The 15,204-nt window shown below is 71.3% G+C and carries 15 protein-coding genes; 7 read left to right on the plus strand and 8 right to left on the minus strand.

All coding sequences use genetic code 11. From position 1 onward, the window contains the following. Positions 1-18: 18 nt before the first annotated feature. The 3 genes from ABZ434_RS08195 to ABZ434_RS08205 all read right to left on the minus strand — a co-directional run bounded on the left by ABZ434_RS08195 (position 19) and on the right by ABZ434_RS08205 (position 1,940). Positions 19-387, minus strand: a complete 369-nt coding sequence (locus ABZ434_RS08195) for a nuclear transport factor 2 family protein (protein ID WP_359133009.1) — start codon at positions 385-387, stop codon at positions 19-21. 125 nt (positions 388-512) lie between these two features. Beyond that, positions 513-1,355, minus strand: coding sequence for an alpha/beta hydrolase (locus tag ABZ434_RS08200; RefSeq protein WP_359133010.1), 843 nt, complete (start codon positions 1,353-1,355; stop codon positions 513-515). Between the two features lie 132 nt (positions 1,356-1,487). Beyond that, positions 1,488-1,940, minus strand: coding sequence for a DUF5709 domain-containing protein (locus ABZ434_RS08205; RefSeq protein WP_359133012.1), 453 nt, complete (start codon positions 1,938-1,940; stop codon positions 1,488-1,490). Between the two features lie 264 nt (positions 1,941-2,204). Here ABZ434_RS08205 and ABZ434_RS08210 point away from each other — a divergent pair, with 264 nt between their 5' ends. The 3 genes from ABZ434_RS08210 (at position 2,205) to ABZ434_RS08220 (ending at position 4,451) form a co-directional block, all read left to right on the plus strand. Next, entirely contained in the window at positions 2,205-2,435 is a 231-nt protein-coding gene (locus tag ABZ434_RS08210) for a DUF6296 family protein (protein ID WP_359133014.1), read from the plus strand. Between the two features lie 64 nt (positions 2,436-2,499). Further along, a complete protein-coding gene (locus tag ABZ434_RS08215) occupies positions 2,500-3,765 on the plus strand; it encodes a CaiB/BaiF CoA-transferase family protein (RefSeq protein WP_359133016.1) in 1,266 nt (421 codons plus the stop codon). A 101-nt stretch (positions 3,766-3,866) separates the two neighbouring features. Beyond that, positions 3,867-4,451, plus strand: coding sequence for a TerD family protein (locus ABZ434_RS08220; RefSeq protein ID WP_359133018.1), 585 nt, complete (start codon positions 3,867-3,869; stop codon positions 4,449-4,451). A 62-nt stretch (positions 4,452-4,513) separates the two neighbouring features. Here ABZ434_RS08220 and ABZ434_RS08225 read toward each other — a convergent pair whose 3' ends face one another. Then, complete coding sequence (locus tag ABZ434_RS08225; RefSeq protein ID WP_359133020.1) at positions 4,514-5,392, minus strand: DMT family transporter; 879 nt, start codon at positions 5,390-5,392, stop codon at positions 4,514-4,516. A gap of 132 nt (positions 5,393-5,524) precedes the next feature. Between ABZ434_RS08225 and ABZ434_RS08230 the strand changes: the two genes are divergently transcribed. Next, complete coding sequence (locus tag ABZ434_RS08230; RefSeq protein WP_359133022.1) at positions 5,525-6,676, plus strand: winged helix DNA-binding domain-containing protein; 1,152 nt, start codon at positions 5,525-5,527, stop codon at positions 6,674-6,676. A 97-nt stretch (positions 6,677-6,773) separates the two neighbouring features. On the opposite strand, the gene ABZ434_RS08235 is transcribed toward ABZ434_RS08230, so the two are convergent. Next, positions 6,774-7,616, minus strand: coding sequence for a LuxR C-terminal-related transcriptional regulator (locus ABZ434_RS08235; protein ID WP_359133024.1), 843 nt, complete (start codon positions 7,614-7,616; stop codon positions 6,774-6,776). A gap of 119 nt (positions 7,617-7,735) precedes the next feature. Here ABZ434_RS08235 and ABZ434_RS08240 point away from each other — a divergent pair, with 119 nt between their 5' ends. Together ABZ434_RS08240 and ABZ434_RS08245 are read left to right on the plus strand one after the other, a co-directional pair. Continuing rightward, a complete protein-coding gene (locus ABZ434_RS08240) occupies positions 7,736-9,412 on the plus strand; it encodes an AMP-binding protein (RefSeq protein ID WP_359133026.1) in 1,677 nt (558 codons plus the stop codon). After that, the gene (locus ABZ434_RS08245) at positions 9,409-11,016 is read left to right on the plus strand and encodes an AMP-binding protein (protein WP_359133028.1); all 1,608 of its coding nucleotides are present in this window, start codon (positions 9,409-9,411) and stop codon (positions 11,014-11,016) included. The genes ABZ434_RS08240 and ABZ434_RS08245 overlap by 4 nt, the downstream gene beginning before the upstream one ends. Before the next feature lie 27 nt (positions 11,017-11,043). Here the strand turns inward: ABZ434_RS08245 and ABZ434_RS08250 are convergent, their stop codons facing one another. The 3 genes from ABZ434_RS08250 to ABZ434_RS08260 form a co-directional block, all read right to left on the minus strand. Continuing rightward, the gene (locus ABZ434_RS08250) at positions 11,044-11,226 is read right to left on the minus strand and encodes a hypothetical protein (protein WP_359133268.1); all 183 of its coding nucleotides are present in this window, start codon (positions 11,224-11,226) and stop codon (positions 11,044-11,046) included. Between the two features lie 193 nt (positions 11,227-11,419). Further along, positions 11,420-11,956, minus strand: coding sequence for a GNAT family N-acetyltransferase (locus ABZ434_RS08255; protein WP_359133030.1), 537 nt, complete (start codon positions 11,954-11,956; stop codon positions 11,420-11,422). A 47-nt stretch (positions 11,957-12,003) separates the two neighbouring features. Further along, entirely contained in the window at positions 12,004-12,726 is a 723-nt protein-coding gene (locus tag ABZ434_RS08260; RefSeq protein WP_359133031.1) for a hypothetical protein, read from the minus strand. A 297-nt stretch (positions 12,727-13,023) separates the two neighbouring features. On the opposite strand from ABZ434_RS08260, the gene gcl reads away from it, so the two are divergent. Then, entirely contained in the window at positions 13,024-14,799 is a 1,776-nt protein-coding gene (gene gcl / locus ABZ434_RS08265; protein ID WP_359133033.1) for a glyoxylate carboligase, read from the plus strand. The last annotated feature ends 405 nt before the right edge of the window (positions 14,800-15,204 follow it).

Here is a 15,204-nt window from a genome sequence, read left to right on the forward strand (position 1 = left end):
GATGCCTGCCGGTCCGGCTCAGGCGGCCGGCACACGGTCCAGGAAGCCGCTGACGGAGCTGATCCGCCCGTCGTCGGCCAGGGTGATCACGTCCGAACCGGCGACGGGCGCCGAGCCGTCGGCCGCGGCGACCAGTTCCCAGCTGAAGCGGGCGAGGGCGTGGTGCCCGTCCACCGCCCCGGCCGGCCGGAAGGCGAACCCGGGGAACTGCTGCTGGGCGCCGCTGATCGCGGCGGCCAGAGCCTCGTGGCCCCGTACGTCGGCCAGCGGGTCGGTGTACGTGGCGTTCTCGGTGAACGCCGCGGCGACGGCCTTCTCCAGCTCTTCGGGGGTGGCGGCGTTCCAGGCGGCGAAGTAGCGCTGGACGGCCTCGTCGTAAGCGGTCATCGTGCGGTCCTCTCCCTCGGCCCCGGCCGTCGGGCCGGGAGCGCTGTGCTCGTGAGGAACACGATGTCCGACGGGGGCGGAAAGCGTCGATTACCTCCGGGGTAAGCGCGGTCGGGCCACACCGGTCAGCGCCGGTGCTCGTCCAGGAAGCCCATGAGCGCGGTGTTGACCGCCTCGGCGTGGGTCCAGCCGATGTTGTGCGGGCCGCCCGCGATCTCCACGAGGCGGCTGTCGCGGATGAGTTCCGGCAGCCTGCGCCCCGTCGCGTCGATCGGCAGGATGCGGTCCTGGTCGCCCTGCACGATGAGCGTGGGTACGTCGTTCTTCGGCAGGTCGTCACGGAAGTCGGTGAGCCAGGCCGGGACGCACGCGAGGGTGGCGTGGGCCGCCGCGCCCGCGGCGACCGTCCACTGGGAGCGCAGTGCCTGGTCGCTGATGCGTGTGCCGCCGAGTACGTCGGTGTTGTTGAACGCGTCGAGGAAGTCCGTCAGATAGGCCGGGCGGTCCGCCGCGATGGCGCTCATGATCCCGTCGAAGACGCCCTGGTCGACCCCCTCGGGGTTGTCGTCCGTCTTCAGCAGGAAGGGCGGGATCGGCGCCACCAGCACCGCCAGACCGACCCGGCGCGAGCCGTTGTTGCCGAGGTAGCGGGTGACCTCGCCGGTCCCCATGGAGAAGCCGACGAGAACGGCGTCCTGGAGGTCGAGCTTCTCCATCACCGCGTTCAGGTCCGCAGCGAAGGTGTCGTAGTCGTAGCCGTCCGTGGGCCGGTCGGACCGGCCGAACCCGCGCCGGTCGTAGGTGATGACCCGGTATCCGGCCCCGAGCAGGACAGGCAGCTGCTTCTCCCACGACGCGCCGTTCAGCGGGAATCCGTGGATGAGGACGACGGGCCTGCCCGTCCCGTGGTCCTCGTAGTACAGCTCGATCCCGGCGGAGTTCTCCTGGCCGACGGTGATGAACGGCATGTGTCTCTCCCTGCGGTGGGTGTGGTGGTCCGGCGGTGGGTCGTGGCCTGCGGTGGGTGTGGTGGTCCCGCGGTGGGTCGTGGCCGGGCAGTCAGCGCCCGCCCCGCGTGCCCCGCGGAGCTTCTCCCGCGCCTACGCCTGGGCGTCCGGAATGACGTGCATGGCCGCCTCTTCGGCGGACGCCGCCGCCCCGTCGATGCCGACGTCCTCGCCGGCCATGCTGTCCGGCTCGTTCAGGTCCAGCTCCCGGGTGAGCCGTCCGGCGCGTGCGTCCCCGACCTCCGAGTCCCAGGGCTCGCCGTCCCCGTCGGACACGTCGCCGACGTCGTCGCCGGCCGGACCGGGGGCGTCCGGCAGCTCCCGGGCCAGTCGGCCGTCGAGGGTCTCCCCGGCGACCTGCTCGGACCCGGTGGTGCCCCGGTCCTCCACGGCCCACGGCCGCTCGGGAGGCGAGTAGCCCTCGTCCAGGACGTCGGCGAGCTGCCGGTTGTCGAGCGTGTCCGCCCGGTCGAGCTGCTCGACGGGGTCGGAGGCCTCCGGCTGCTGGGGCTGGTACACATCGTCGCCCCGATCGGCACCTTCCATGATGATTCCCTTCCCGGTGTCGGGGATCCCGGGTCATGCCTGCCGTACGACGCGGGAGCAACGGGTCGTTTCGGCCCCATTGCCTTCGAACTTCCCATACCCCTTCAGGATAGGCAGCCCGGGCCGGGGCCCGCACCGTGCGGCCGTGCACGCGCGGGGACGGCAGGTCTGAGAGACGATGGAGGTGCGGGCTGCCGTACAGGCGCGCCCCGCCGCACAGGACGGTCCGCACAGCCCGCCGAAGGCCGTCGTGGGGAGGTCGTCATGGATTACCCGGAGCGTTACCAGCTGGTGTTTCAGACGTCCGCCGTGGAGGACGACACAGTGATCGTCCGGCGGACCGCCCAGTCCGGAGCGGGCGGATACCCGGTCTACGAGGACGAGACCGGCATCGTCCGTGCGGAGATCAGCGAACGCGGAGAGGTGCGCATGCTCGCCAGCGGCGGGCACCAGCTCCTCGGGACGCCGCTGGTCGTGCCGGAGCCGACCGCCTGAGCCACCGGCACGCATCGGGCACGTACGCACGCGACTGCACGCGGCTGCCCGCAATCATGTGCGCATGACCGAACCGCTTCCGCTCCCGCTCGCGGGCATCACCGTCGTCAGCCTGGAACAGGCTGTGGCGGCTCCCTTCGCCACCCGCCAACTGGCCGACCTCGGCGCCCGCGTCATCAAGGTCGAGCGCCCCGGCGGCGGCGACTTCGCCCGCCGCTACGACACCACCGTGCACGGTCAGGCCAGCTATTTCGTCTGGCTCAACCGCTCCAAGGAGTCCCTGACCCTGGACCTCAAGGCGCCCGAAGGGCGCGAGATCCTCGACGAACTCATCGCCGGAGCCGATGTGTTCGTACAGAACCTCGCTCCCGGCGCGGCGGACCGGATGGGCCTGGGCAGCGCCGCCCTCCAGGCCCGGCACCCCTCGCTCATCACCTGCACGGTCAGCGGCTACGGCACGAGCGGATCGTGGTCCGGCCGCAAGGCGTACGACCTCCTGGTGCAGTGCCAGACCGGACTGCTCTCGATCACCGGCTCGCCCGACGAACCCGCTCGCTCGGGCATCTCCGTCGCGGACATCGCCGGCGGCATGTACGCCTACAGCGGCATCCTGTCCGCCCTGTTCACCCGGGCCACCACCGGCCGGGCCCCCACCGTCGAGGTGTCCCTCTTCGACGCGCTCGCCGAGTGGATGAGCCAGCCCGCGTACTACACGCGATACGGCGGTACCCAGCCGCCGCGGATCGGCGCGCAGCACGCCACGATCGCGCCCTACGGCCCCTTCACCGCCGCGGACGGCAAGGACGTGATGCTGTCCATCCAGAACGAGCGCGAATGGGACGCCCTGTGCGTCACCGTCCTCGGCCTGCCGGGCCTCGTCGACGACCCCCGGTTCGCCACCGGCCCGGACCGGGTCGCCCACCGCGAGGAGCTCAACGCGATCGTCGCCGCGCGGTTCGCGGACATCGGCAGCCAGGAGGCGATGGAGCTGCTGGACCGGGCGGCGATCGCCAACGCCGGGGTGAACTCCGTCGCGGAGTTCCTCGACCACCCCGCGCTCACCGAGCGTGACCGCTGGCGTGAAGTCTCCGTGCCCGGCGCCCCCGGACCCGTCCACGCGCTCCTGCCGCCGGTGGACCTCGGCGGGGTCGACCCGAGGATGGATCCGGTGCCGGCGGCGGGCCGGCACACCGAGCGGATCCTCGCCGGCCTGGGCCGCAGCGCCCGGGACATCGAGCGGCTGTGCGCCCGCGGCGTCGTGGAGGTCGCGGGCCCTTATCACGCCGGACCGTCTGCCGACATCGTGCCGACGCAGGACAATTCGTCCTGAGCCGTCCAACACTTGGTCGAAATTTTGCCCCTGATGGGATGCATCCGGGGGACACCAGGCACACTCGACCTGTAGGAATCTCGCCACGAAGAGGATCACGCATGATCACGTTGAAGAAGGAAGACGGCCCGGCGGATCTGGACGGGGTGACCCACCTGTCCATCGGGGTGTCCTGGGACCCCACCGTCGGCGCCAGTGGCGGGCTGATGGGGAAGCTGCGTCAGAAGAAGGGCACCGACCTCGACCTGATCGCCATCGCGATGCAGGGCGCGGAGCCCGTACGTCTGGCGGGCCTCGACTCCCTGGACCCGCTGGGCAACCGCTCGCTGGTGCACAGCGGCGACAACCAGACCGGCCATGGCGACGGCGACGACGAGACGGTGACCGTCGACTTCGCCGGCGTGCCGGCCAACATCACGTCCATCGTCTTCATCGCTGCCGCGTACAAGAAGCACAGTTCCTTCCAGAGCGCGCGCAACATCAGCTTCAAGGTCTACGACGCGACGGGCGGCTCCACCCAGCAGGTGGCCGACATCTGGCCGAGCCTGCTCAGCAACGACAACGGCTGCGCCGTGGCCAAGGCCATGCGGGTCGGCGGGAGCTGGAAGCTCGAGGTGATCAACGAGACCGGGAAGATCAAGCAGGGCGACGAGCAGGCCCTGATGCGCTTCGCGGTCAGCAAGTAGGCACTGGCCTCCGGCAGGCGCCCGGCGTGAGCGCCCCGGCCCCGGGCCGTACGCGGCGCGTCTCAGTCGACCCGCCGCGTACGGGCCGGGGCCGCCGCGTTCCCGGAGGCCAGGGGCGAACGCGCCAGTTCCACACAGCCCGCGGCGATCAGCCCGAGCGCCAGCAGCTCCGGCAGCAGCCACCAGCCGGTGCGCAGGTCCTCGCCGAACAGGGTCACCCCGTACACGATGCTGATCAGGGCGTCGCCCAGGGTCAGACACGGCTGGACCGCGACCAGCGTGCCCGCCTGCAGGGCGTTCTGCAGGAGGAACAGCGCGCCGACGCCCGCCACGGCCGTCGCGTAGAGCTGCCAGGCCGTGAAGAGCGCCGCCACCCCGCCTTCGTCGAGCCGGGCCATGGCGTCCTTCATCAGGGCCGCGGTGAGCGCGTAGGCACAGGCCGCGGCCAGGCCCAGCAGCGCCGCCCGGGGGTTGCCGCGGGTGGTCATGGCCCCGGCGATCAGGGCCGCCTCGAACAGGCCCGTCACGATCAGCGCGGGCACCCACGCGGCCCCGTGCACCGTGGCACTGCCCCCGCCCGGAGCGGCCGAGGCCATGCCGAGGGCCAGACCGCACGTCACGGCGGCCACCCCGGACCACACCGGCCGGGGCAGTCGCACCCGCATCACGAAGCCGGCCATCAGGAGCGTCGCCGGCAACTCGATCACGAAGATCGGCTGCACCACGGCGATCGGACCGGTGGCCAGCGCGACCGCCTGGCAGACGGCCGCGACGATCACCAGGCCGATGCCGGCCAGCCACACCCTCTGGCGCAGGAGATGGCCGATCAGCGACAGCCGCATCGCCTCGCTGTCGGGGACGGTGCTCGCGGCGCGGCGCTGGAGGACGGAGGCCGCGCCGTTGCTGAGCGCGGTCAGGACGGCGAACAGGACGCTGATCACCGGTCCATGATGGGGGTGCCCGGCACCCGATCCGGGATCCTGCCGACAGCGGCATGGCGGGAGGACGCGTCCGCCCGGGAAGTCGCGCCAACAGGACCGGATCCGACCGCATGGCCGCGTAGCGTGCCGACCATGGCTGTGAAGAAGAAGACCTCCGCCGCCCCGGCCGCCGTGCTCTCACCCCGGGCGCTGGGGCGCGCGACACTGGAGCGCCAACTCCTGCTCCGCCGTGCGGCGATGAGCGTCGAGGACGCCGTCCGTCATCTCGTCGGACTCCAGGCGCAGAACACCAGGCCGCCGTACTTCCAGCTGTTCGCCCGGCTGGAGGGCTTCGAGCCGGCCCGCCTCGCCGCACTGATGGAAGCGCGCGAGGTCGTCCGTATCGTCACCCTGCGCTCCACCATCCACACCCACACCGCCGACGACGCCCTGACTCTGCGTCCCCTCGTCCAGGAGGCCCGCGACCGCGAGCTGCGGATCTTCCGGAAGGGGCTCGTGGGCGTGGACCTGGACCGGCTGAGGGACCTCAGCAGGGCGTACGTCGAGGAGGCGCCCCGCACCCCGAAGGAGATCCGCGAGAAGCTGCTCACCGAGTGGCCCGACGCGGACCCGCAGGCGCTGAGCACGGCCGCACGCTGCCTGCTGCCCCTCGTCCAGGTCACCCCGCGCGGGGTCTGGGGAGAGAGCGGCCAGGTCGCGCTGACCACCGCGGAGCACTGGCTCGGCAGGCCCTCCGCACCGGTCCCCGCGCCCGACGGCACCGTGCTGCGCTACCTCGCAGCCTTCGGGCCCGCTTCGGTCAAGGACATGCAGTCCTGGGCCGGGCTGACCCGGCTGCGCGAGGTGTTCGACCGGCTCCGCCCGCAGCTGGTCACCTTCCGGGACGAGAACGGCGTCGAACTCTTCGACCTGCCCGACGCCCCGCGTCCCGACGAGGACACCCCCGCCCCTCCGCGCTTCCTGCCCGAATTCGACAACGTCCTGCTCGGCCACGCGGACCGGACCCGCGTGATCCCGCCGTCGCTCAAGGGACGCAACGGGGTGGGGAACCAGGCGTACGGCAGCGTGCTGGCCGACGGATTCCTCGCGGCGATCTGGCGGCTGGACACCGTGGGCGGCGCGCCGGCGACGGTGACCGTGCAGGAGCTGCGCCCGTTCACCGCCGCCGAGCGCGACGCGGTCACGAACGAGGCCCTGGGCCTGCTCACCGTGATGACGAAGGCGACGACCGACGGCAACGGGCACGACGTCCGCTTCGCTCCGTTCGTCGACTTCGACCGCTGAGCGGGCGCGGGCCGGCGGAGCCCGGTTTCGACCGCTGACCGGGCGCTCGGGCCGGCGGTGCTCGGCCCGCGCGGCCCGTCACCGCCTCGCCACCGGACTACGGCAGCAGCCCCGCCCGCCGGGCCGCGACGACCGCCTCCAGCCGGGTGTGCGCGCCCAGCTTCCGCATCGCGGCGCGCAGATAGCCCTTCACCGTCTCCGGCCGCAGCCCGAGCCGGTCCGCAGCCACCGCGTTCGTCGCACCCGAGGCGACACAGGCGAGGACATCGACCTCGCGCGGCGCCAGCCGGCACCCGCGCGCCCTGGGCACCCGGGCCCCGGCCGCCGCGGCGAGCCGCCCGCACACCGCGAGCAACTCGTCGCGCAGTGCGGGGTCGACGACCTTCGGGGCGAGGGCGCGCAGCTCGCGGTGCGCGTCCCGGACGTCCTCCCACGCGCCGGGGACGGCCCTGGGGTCGGCGATCTCCTCCCGCGTCACCGCGAGCAGTTGCTGCACCTCGTCCCGCACGACCAGCGCCTGCTCCACGTCACGGGCCGCCGAGACGGCAGCGTCGAACGTACGGTCCCCCAGCGTGAGGGGCTCGCGCAGCGCCCCGTACAGCACCCCCCGCACCTTGCGTCGTACGATGACGGGCACGGCGACCACCGAACGCAGACCCTCCGCGGCCACGGCCATGTCGTACTCGTGGCTGATGTGGCGCGAGGAGTGGTAGTCCGTCACCGCGCACGGCCGCGACAGCGCGATCGACTTCCCGCCGAGACCGCTGCCGGCCGAGATCACGAGTCCGCGCAGGGCCGTGGTCTGCGCCCCGTTCAGCTCGGCGATCCTGGCGTGGCGGGTGTCGGAGAGCAGCCCGCCGAAGGCCACCGGCAGCCCGCTCGTCCGGCGCAGCCGCAGCAGCGCCGCTTGCATCTCGACCGCATCGACCGATTCCGGCACGCTGACGCCTCTCCACCCGGCTCCGGGGAACGGCGGCACCCCCGTTCGGGGGTGGTGAGACCCGGGTCACTGTTTGCATGATGTTAAGGGACCGGTCCGGTCCGCAATGAGGAGGGCACATGTCGGCATCCAGTGCGACGGAGACGTTCCGGGCCGCCCGGGACTTTCTGCTTCGGCACCGCGAGGACTACACCGCCGCCTACGAAGGCTTCCGGTGGCCCCGGAGCGACCACTTCAACTGGGCGCTCGACTGGTTCGACGTCATCGCCCGGGACAACGACCGCACGGCCCTGCACATCGTGGAGGAGGACGGCGGCCGCACCGAGATGTCCTTCGCCCGGATGTCCGCCCGCTCCAACCAGGCCGCGAACTGGCTGCGCGCACAGGGCGTACGGGAGGGCGACCGCATCCTCGTCATGCTCGGCAACCAGGCCGAGCTCTGGGAGACAGCGCTCGCCGCGATGAAGCTGCGCGCCGTCGTCATCCCCGCGACGCCGCTGCTGGGCCCCGTCGACCTGCGCGACCGCGTCGAGCGCGGCCGGGTCCGGCACGTCCTGGTCCGGGACGCCGACACCGCGAAGTTCGACGAGGTGCCCGGCGACTACACCCGCATCTCCGTCGGCGTCGACACCGAGGGCTGGGTGTCCTACACCGGGGCCGACGAGCAGCCGGAGACGTTCACGCCGGACCGCGAGACCGATGCCGACGAACCGCTGATGCTCTACTTCACCTCGGGCACCACCGCCAGTCCCAAGCTCGTCGAGCACACCCATGTCTCCTACCCCGTGGGTCATCTGTCGACGATGTACTGGATCGGGCTCAAGCCCGGCGACGTCCATCTCAACATCTCCTCGCCCGGCTGGGCCAAGCACGCCTGGTCCAACCTCTTCGCCCCGTGGAGCGCCGAGGCGACCGTCTTCATCTTCAACTACACCCGTTTCGACGCCGGCCGGCTGATGGCCGAGATGGACCGCTCGGGCATCACCAGCTTCTGTGCCCCGCCCACCGTCTGGCGCATGCTCATCCAGGCCGACCTCTCCCAGCTGAAGACCCCGCCGCGTGAGGTCGTCGCGGCGGGCGAACCGCTGAACCCCGAAGTCATCGAGAGGGTCCGGAGCGCCTGGGGTGTCACCATCCGCGACGGCTTCGGCCAGACGGAGACCGCCGTCCAGGTCGCCAACACCCCCGGCCAGGTCCTCAAGGCCGGTTCGATGGGCCGTCCCAGCCCGGGCTTCGAGGTCGTCCTCCTCGACCCGGTCAGCGGCGAGCCCGGCGCCGTCGAGGGCGAGATCTCGCTCGACCTGTCGGACCATCCGGTCGGGCTGATGACCGGATACCACGGTGACCCGGACCGCACCGCCGAGGCCATGGCGGGCGGCTACTACCGCACCGGCGACATCGGCTCCCGCGACGCCGACGGCTACATCACCTACGTCGGCCGTGCCGACGACGTCTTCAAGGCCTCCGACTACAAGATCTCCCCGTTCGAGCTGGAGAGCGCCCTGCTGGAGCACGAGGCCGTCGCCGAGGCCGCCGTCGTGCCCGCCCCCGACCCGGTGCGGCTCTCCGTCCCGAAGGCGTACATCGTGCTCGCCGAGGGCTGGGTGCCCGGTCCCGAGACCGCCAAGGTGCTGTTCGCCCACTCCCGGGCCGTGCTCGCCCCGTACAAGCGGGTCCGTCGGCTGGAGTTCGCCGACCTGCCCAAGACCGTCTCCGGGAAGATCCGCCGCATCGAGCTGCGCGAGCGCACCGCGCAGGGCACCGGAACCGAGTACAGCGAGGGGGACCTGACATGACCGAACCGTCGTACGCCCACGGCACCGGCACGACGCCCCTGCTCGGCGACACCATCGGCCGCAATCTCGACCGGGCGGTCCAGGCGTACCCGGACCGGGAGGCGCTCGTCGACGTGCCGTCCGGGCGTCGCTGGACGTACGCCGAGTTCGGCGTGGCGGTCAATGAACTGGCCCGTGCGCTCATGGCCTCGGGCGTGGGCCAGGGGGACCGGGTCGGGATCTGGGCGGTCAACTGCCCGGAGTGGGTGCTCGTCCAGTACGCGACCGCCCGCATCGGCGCCGTCATGGTCAACATCAACCCGGCCTACCGTGCGCACGAACTCGAGTACGTGCTGAACCAGGCCGGGATCTCCCTGCTGGTCGCCACGCTCGCACACCGCACCAGCGACTACCGGGCCCTGGTCGACGAGGTCCGGGCGAACTGCCCCGCCCTGCGTGCCGTGCACTACATCGGCGACCGCTCCTGGGACGAACTGCTCGCCGTCGCGGGATCGGTCACCACGGAACAGCTCGCCGCCCGCGAGGACGGGTTGTCCTGTGACGACCCCATCAACATCCAGTACACCTCCGGCACCACCGGTTTCCCCAAGGGGGCCACCCTCTCCCATCACAACATCCTCAACAACGGCTACTTCGTGGGAGAGTTGGTCGCCTACACCGAACAGGACCGGGTCTGTCTGCCGGTGCCGTTCTACCACTGCTTCGGCATGGTGATGGGCAACCTCGGTGTCACCTCGCACGGCGCCTGCATCGTGATCCCCGCCCCGGCCTTCGAAGCGGCCGCCGTGCTCGCCGCCGTCGAGCAGGAGCGCTGCACCTCGCTGTACGGCGTCCCCACGATGTTCATCGCGGAGCTGAACCTCCCCGGTTTCGCCTCGTACGACCTCTCCTCGCTGCGCACCGGCATCATGGCCGGATCACCCTGCCCGGTCGAGGTGATGAAGCGGGTCGTGGCAGAGATGCACATGGACGAGGTGTCCATCTGCTACGGCATGACGGAGACCTCCCCGGTGTCCACCCAGACCCGCCGCGACGACGACCTGGAGCGGCGCACCGGTACGGTCGGCCGCGTGATGCCGCACATCGAGGTCAAGGTCGTCGACCCGGCGACGGGCGTCACGCTGGAGCGCGGTGCGTCCGGTGAACTGTGCACCCGCGGCTACAGCGTGATGCTCGGATACTGGGAGCAGCCCGAGCGGACCGCCGAGGCGATCGACGCGGGGCGCTGGATGCACACGGGGGATCTCGCGGTGATGCGTGAGGACGGCTACGTACAGATCGTCGGCCGGATCAAGGACATGATCATCCGGGGTGGCGAGAACGTCTATCCGCGCGAGATCGAGGAGTTCCTCTACCGGCACCCGAAGATCGCCGACGTCCAGGTGGTGGGCGTGGCGGACGAGCGGTTCGGCGAGGAGATCCTGGCCTGCGTCATCCCCGCGGACCCGGCGCAGCCGCCGAGCCTGGAGGAGGTCGCGGCCTTCTGCCGAGGGCAGTTGGCGCACTACAAGATCCCGCGCCTGCTCCGGATCATGGATGCCTTCCCGATGACGGTCAGCGGGAAGGTCAGGAAGATCGAGCTGCGGGAGAACCACGGCCGGTAGCCGGCGCGGGCCTCCTGCGGGGCGCTGTCAGGCGGCTTCGATGATGTCGCCGGCGGTGCCCTGGGTGGCGGCTGCCCATTCGATCAGGAGCACCTCGTAGGCAGCGGACTCCACGGGGGACCAGTCCTGGCCGGCACGCGCGTCCACGAGCGCGCGGATCGCCTCGTTCGCCTCTACGGCGGCGGGGTGGGCCGGCTGTGCGGGAAAGATGCTGTGCGAGGAGGCGGCTGTCGCGGGTGAGACGGGTGCTGCGGGTGTGACGGGTGTTGCGGACGTGACGGGTGTCGCGGATCTCGCGGGTGGAGAAAGCCGTGGAGTTAAGACCATGCGCCCCACTCTAGGGCCCGTCACCGACAACGGACCGAACATCTGTGGCCCCTGGCTCGAACGTGACCGATAGCACTCACTGTGGCCGGACGGTTTCTGTGAGGTGCGGCACGTCGCGCCGCATGCAGACCCGCGGCCGGCGGTCGAGGCCGTGTTCCGCCTCGGCGGCGCGAATCCTGCGCAGCCCGTCGGTGAGGCCGGATTCCGTCAGTACGCGGAAACCGAGCCGGGCGTAGTACGGCGCGTTCCACGGCACGTGGGAGAACGTCGTCAGGGTCAGCGCGGTCAGCCCCTCGGGCACGGCCCAGGACGCGACGTGGTCGATGAGGGCGCTGCCCAGGCCGCACCGGGCGGCCGACGGATGGACGGAGACCTGCTCGATGTGGGCGGCGCCGTCGACCGGGTCGGCGATCAGGTAGCCGAGGGGCCGGTCGTCGGGGCCCGCGCTCACCCAGGCCCGGCCGGCCGCGCGATAGCCGTCCAGCAGGTCCAGGGGTGGTGGATCGTCGTCGGCCACCCAGGACATGCCGAGGGCGCGAAAGGGTTCGCCCGCGGCGCGCTCGATGTCCTGGAGCAGCGGGAGATCCGAGCGGCGGGCGGGACGGATGCGCATGGCTCAGTATGGCGGGTGACGCCCGCACGGGCCGTGGTCCGCCGGGCTCAGGCGCCGGTGCTGAGGAGTTCGTCCGCCGGGCTGTTCACCGGCCGCGGGGTCCCGGTGAGGTCCATGACGAACAGCGGGATGCCGAGCCCGTCCGCCCGCTCCCGGGCGTCCGGCGCGTACCCCGCGAGCGAGAAGAACACGCTCGACACCGAGGTGCTGAGGGCGTTGAGCCACAGGCATTCGACGTCGCGCAGGGTGGTCGGCCGGGTGGTGGAGTCGACCTGCGCGATCAGCCCGGCCGCCCGCAGATCGATCCGGGACGCGGGGCGTTCGGCGGGCTGGACGACATCGCGGTAGCCCAGCCACTTCAGATACAGCGCGGCGGCGCCGACCGCGTCGTGCTCGGTGCGGATCGTCATCGGCCGGAAGACCGGCCTGGGGGCCGGGGCGGTACGCGGCAGCGGTATGTGCGACGGCCGTGCGGGCCCGGGGGGCGAGCTCGCAGCGCGGCCGGGCGCGGCCACCGGACGGACCGGGATCCGCAGTACGGCCCCGCACGGGCAGCAGAGCTCCGGCTGCGGCCACTGGTCGTGCCGGCCGCAGCCACGACAGCGCACGGTCACCCAGTCGTCGTTCCAGGTGCGGTGGGTGATCGGCGTGACGGGGGCGCCCCGCAGCAGGGGCGGGGCGGTCGGTGCGCCGCACGGGCACGGATAGACGGGCGTCATGTACGCGTGGTCGCGGCGGCATGCCGGGCACCGTACCGGCACTGATTCCACCCTCGGACTCCTCCCCGCCGACGACCGAGCGGCACGCCGCCCGGATTCCGGGCGGCTCCGCTCCGTACCCCCATGCTCCACCAGGATCGAGGCCCTCGGGAGGGACTTGGGGTACTTCGCGGGCCCCGCCCGTGCGTGGGGCACCTCGATCCGCCTCTCTTGACGGCTGTCCGGGCGCGCCTTAGATTTGCTTCCGTATAGCAGAATCAAACTTCCGTAATACGGAATTGGTGCTCTCAGGTGGCGCGACAGAGCCCGACTCCACCCAGGTCCGAGCAGGAGCACTCAATGCCTCGAATGACCGCTGCCCGAGCGGCAGTTGAGATCCTCAAGCGCGAAGGCGTCAGCAACGCGTTCGGTGTGCCGGGCGCGGCGATCAACCCCTTCTACGCGGCCCTCAAGGCCTCCGGCGGGGTTCATCACACGCTTGCCCGCCACGTCGAGGGCGCCTCCCACATGGCCGAGGGCTACACCCGGGCCCGCCCGGGGAACATCGGCGTCTGCATCGGGACGTCGGGGCCGGCCGGCACCGACATGATCACCGGCCTCTACTCCGCCATCGCGGACTCGATCCCGATCCTGTGCATCACCGGTCAGGCCCCCACGGCGGTGCTCCACAAGGAGGACTTCCAGGCCGTCGACATCGCGTCGATCGCCGCGCCGGTCACCAAGGCCGCCACCACCGTCCTGGAGGCCGCGCAGGTCCCCGGCGTCTTCCAGCAGGCCTTCCACCTGATGCGCACCGGCCGGCCCGGTCCGGTCCTCATCGACCTGCCGATCGATGTGCAGCTCACCGAGATCGAGTTCGACCCCGATCTGTACGAGCCGCTGCCCGTGCACAAGCCGGCGGCGACTCGCAAGCAGATCGAGCGCGCACTGGAGATGCTGACCGCCTCCGAGCGGCCGCTCCTCGTCGCGGGCGGCGGCATCATCAACGCCGATGCCTGCGAACTCCTGGTGGAGTTCGCCGAACTGACCGGCGTCCCGGTCGTCCCGACGCTGATGGGCTGGGGCATCATCGCGGACGACCACGAGCTCAACGCGGGCATGGTCGGCCTCCAGACCTCGCACCGCTACGGCAACGCGAACTTCCTGGAGTCCGACTTCGTCCTCGGCATCGGCAACCGCTGGGCCAACCGCCACACCGGCAAGCTGGACGTCTACACCAAGGGCCGGACGTTCGTGCACGTCGACATCGAGCCCACCCAGCTGGGCAAGATCTTCGCCCCCGACCTCGGCATCGCCTCCGACGCCAAGGCCGCGCTCGCCCTGTTCGTCGAGGTGGCGCGCGAACTGAAGGCGGCCGGCAAGCTGAAGGACCGCTCGCAGTGGGCGTCCTCCACACAGGAGCGCAGGGCGCAGCTGCAGCGGCGCACGCACTTCGACAACGTGCCGCTGAAGCCGCAGCGGGTGTACGAGGAGATGAACCGGGCGTTTGGTCCCGAGACCCGGTACGTCACCACGATCGGCCTCTCCCAGATCGCCGGCGCGCAGATGCTGCACGTCTACCGGCCGCGCCACTGGATCAACTGCGGCCAGGCGGGTCCGCTCGGCTGGACCATCCCGGCCGCGCTGGGCGTCGCGACGGCCGACCCCGAGGGCTCCGTCGTCGCGCTCTCCGGCGACTACGACTTCCAGTTCATGCTGGAGGAACTCGCGGTCGGCGCGCAGCACCGCATCCCGTACGTGCACGTCCTGGTGAACAACTCCTACCTGGGGCTGATCCGCCAGGCACAGCGCAACTTCGACATCGACTTCCAGGTCAACCTGGAGTTCGAGAACCTCAACTCCCCGGAGCTGGGTGTCTACGGCGTGGACCACGTCAAGGTCGTCGAGGGGCTGGGCTGCAAGGCGATCCGGGTCACCGAGCCGGACCAGCTGCTGCCGGCCTTCGAGGAGGCGAAGAAGCTGGCGGCGGAGTTCCGGGTGCCGGTGGTCGTCGAGGCGATCCTGGAGCGGGTCACGAACATCGCGATGAGCGGTACGGATATCGCGTCGGTCAACGAGTTCGAGGACGTGGCGTCGGAGCCGGGCCACGCGCCGACGGCGATCCGCCCGTTCGCGAAGGCCTGACCCGTCGGGCCTGCGGCCCCCGCGCTTCCCGTTGAACGGGGAGGCGGGGGCCGCATCGTTGTGTCCGGTCGCCGGACGGGCCGAATGCTGTCCTCGAATGCCGGACGGACCGAAGGTTGTCCTCGAACGCCGGACGGGCTGAAGGTTGTCCTCAAACGCCGGACGGGCTGAAGGTTGTCCTCAATCGCCGGACGGGCTGAAATGACGTCCTCAATCGCCGGACGGGCTTGATTGGCCGGGCGTCCGCTGCGATGACGCGTGCGTCCTGGTGATGTCACACGCTCGCAGTGATTCAGGGCGTCAACTACGCAGTCCGGTCCGTCAGGCGTTGCGAACCCAGCCCGTCCGGCGTTCGAGGGCGGGAGCGATCACCCCAGGGGCCGCGCACGCGAAAGGGCGTGGAGT

This window comes from Streptomyces sp. NPDC005761 (assembly GCF_040630635.1).
In the GTDB taxonomy this organism is placed as follows: domain Bacteria; phylum Actinomycetota; class Actinomycetes; order Streptomycetales; family Streptomycetaceae; genus Streptomyces.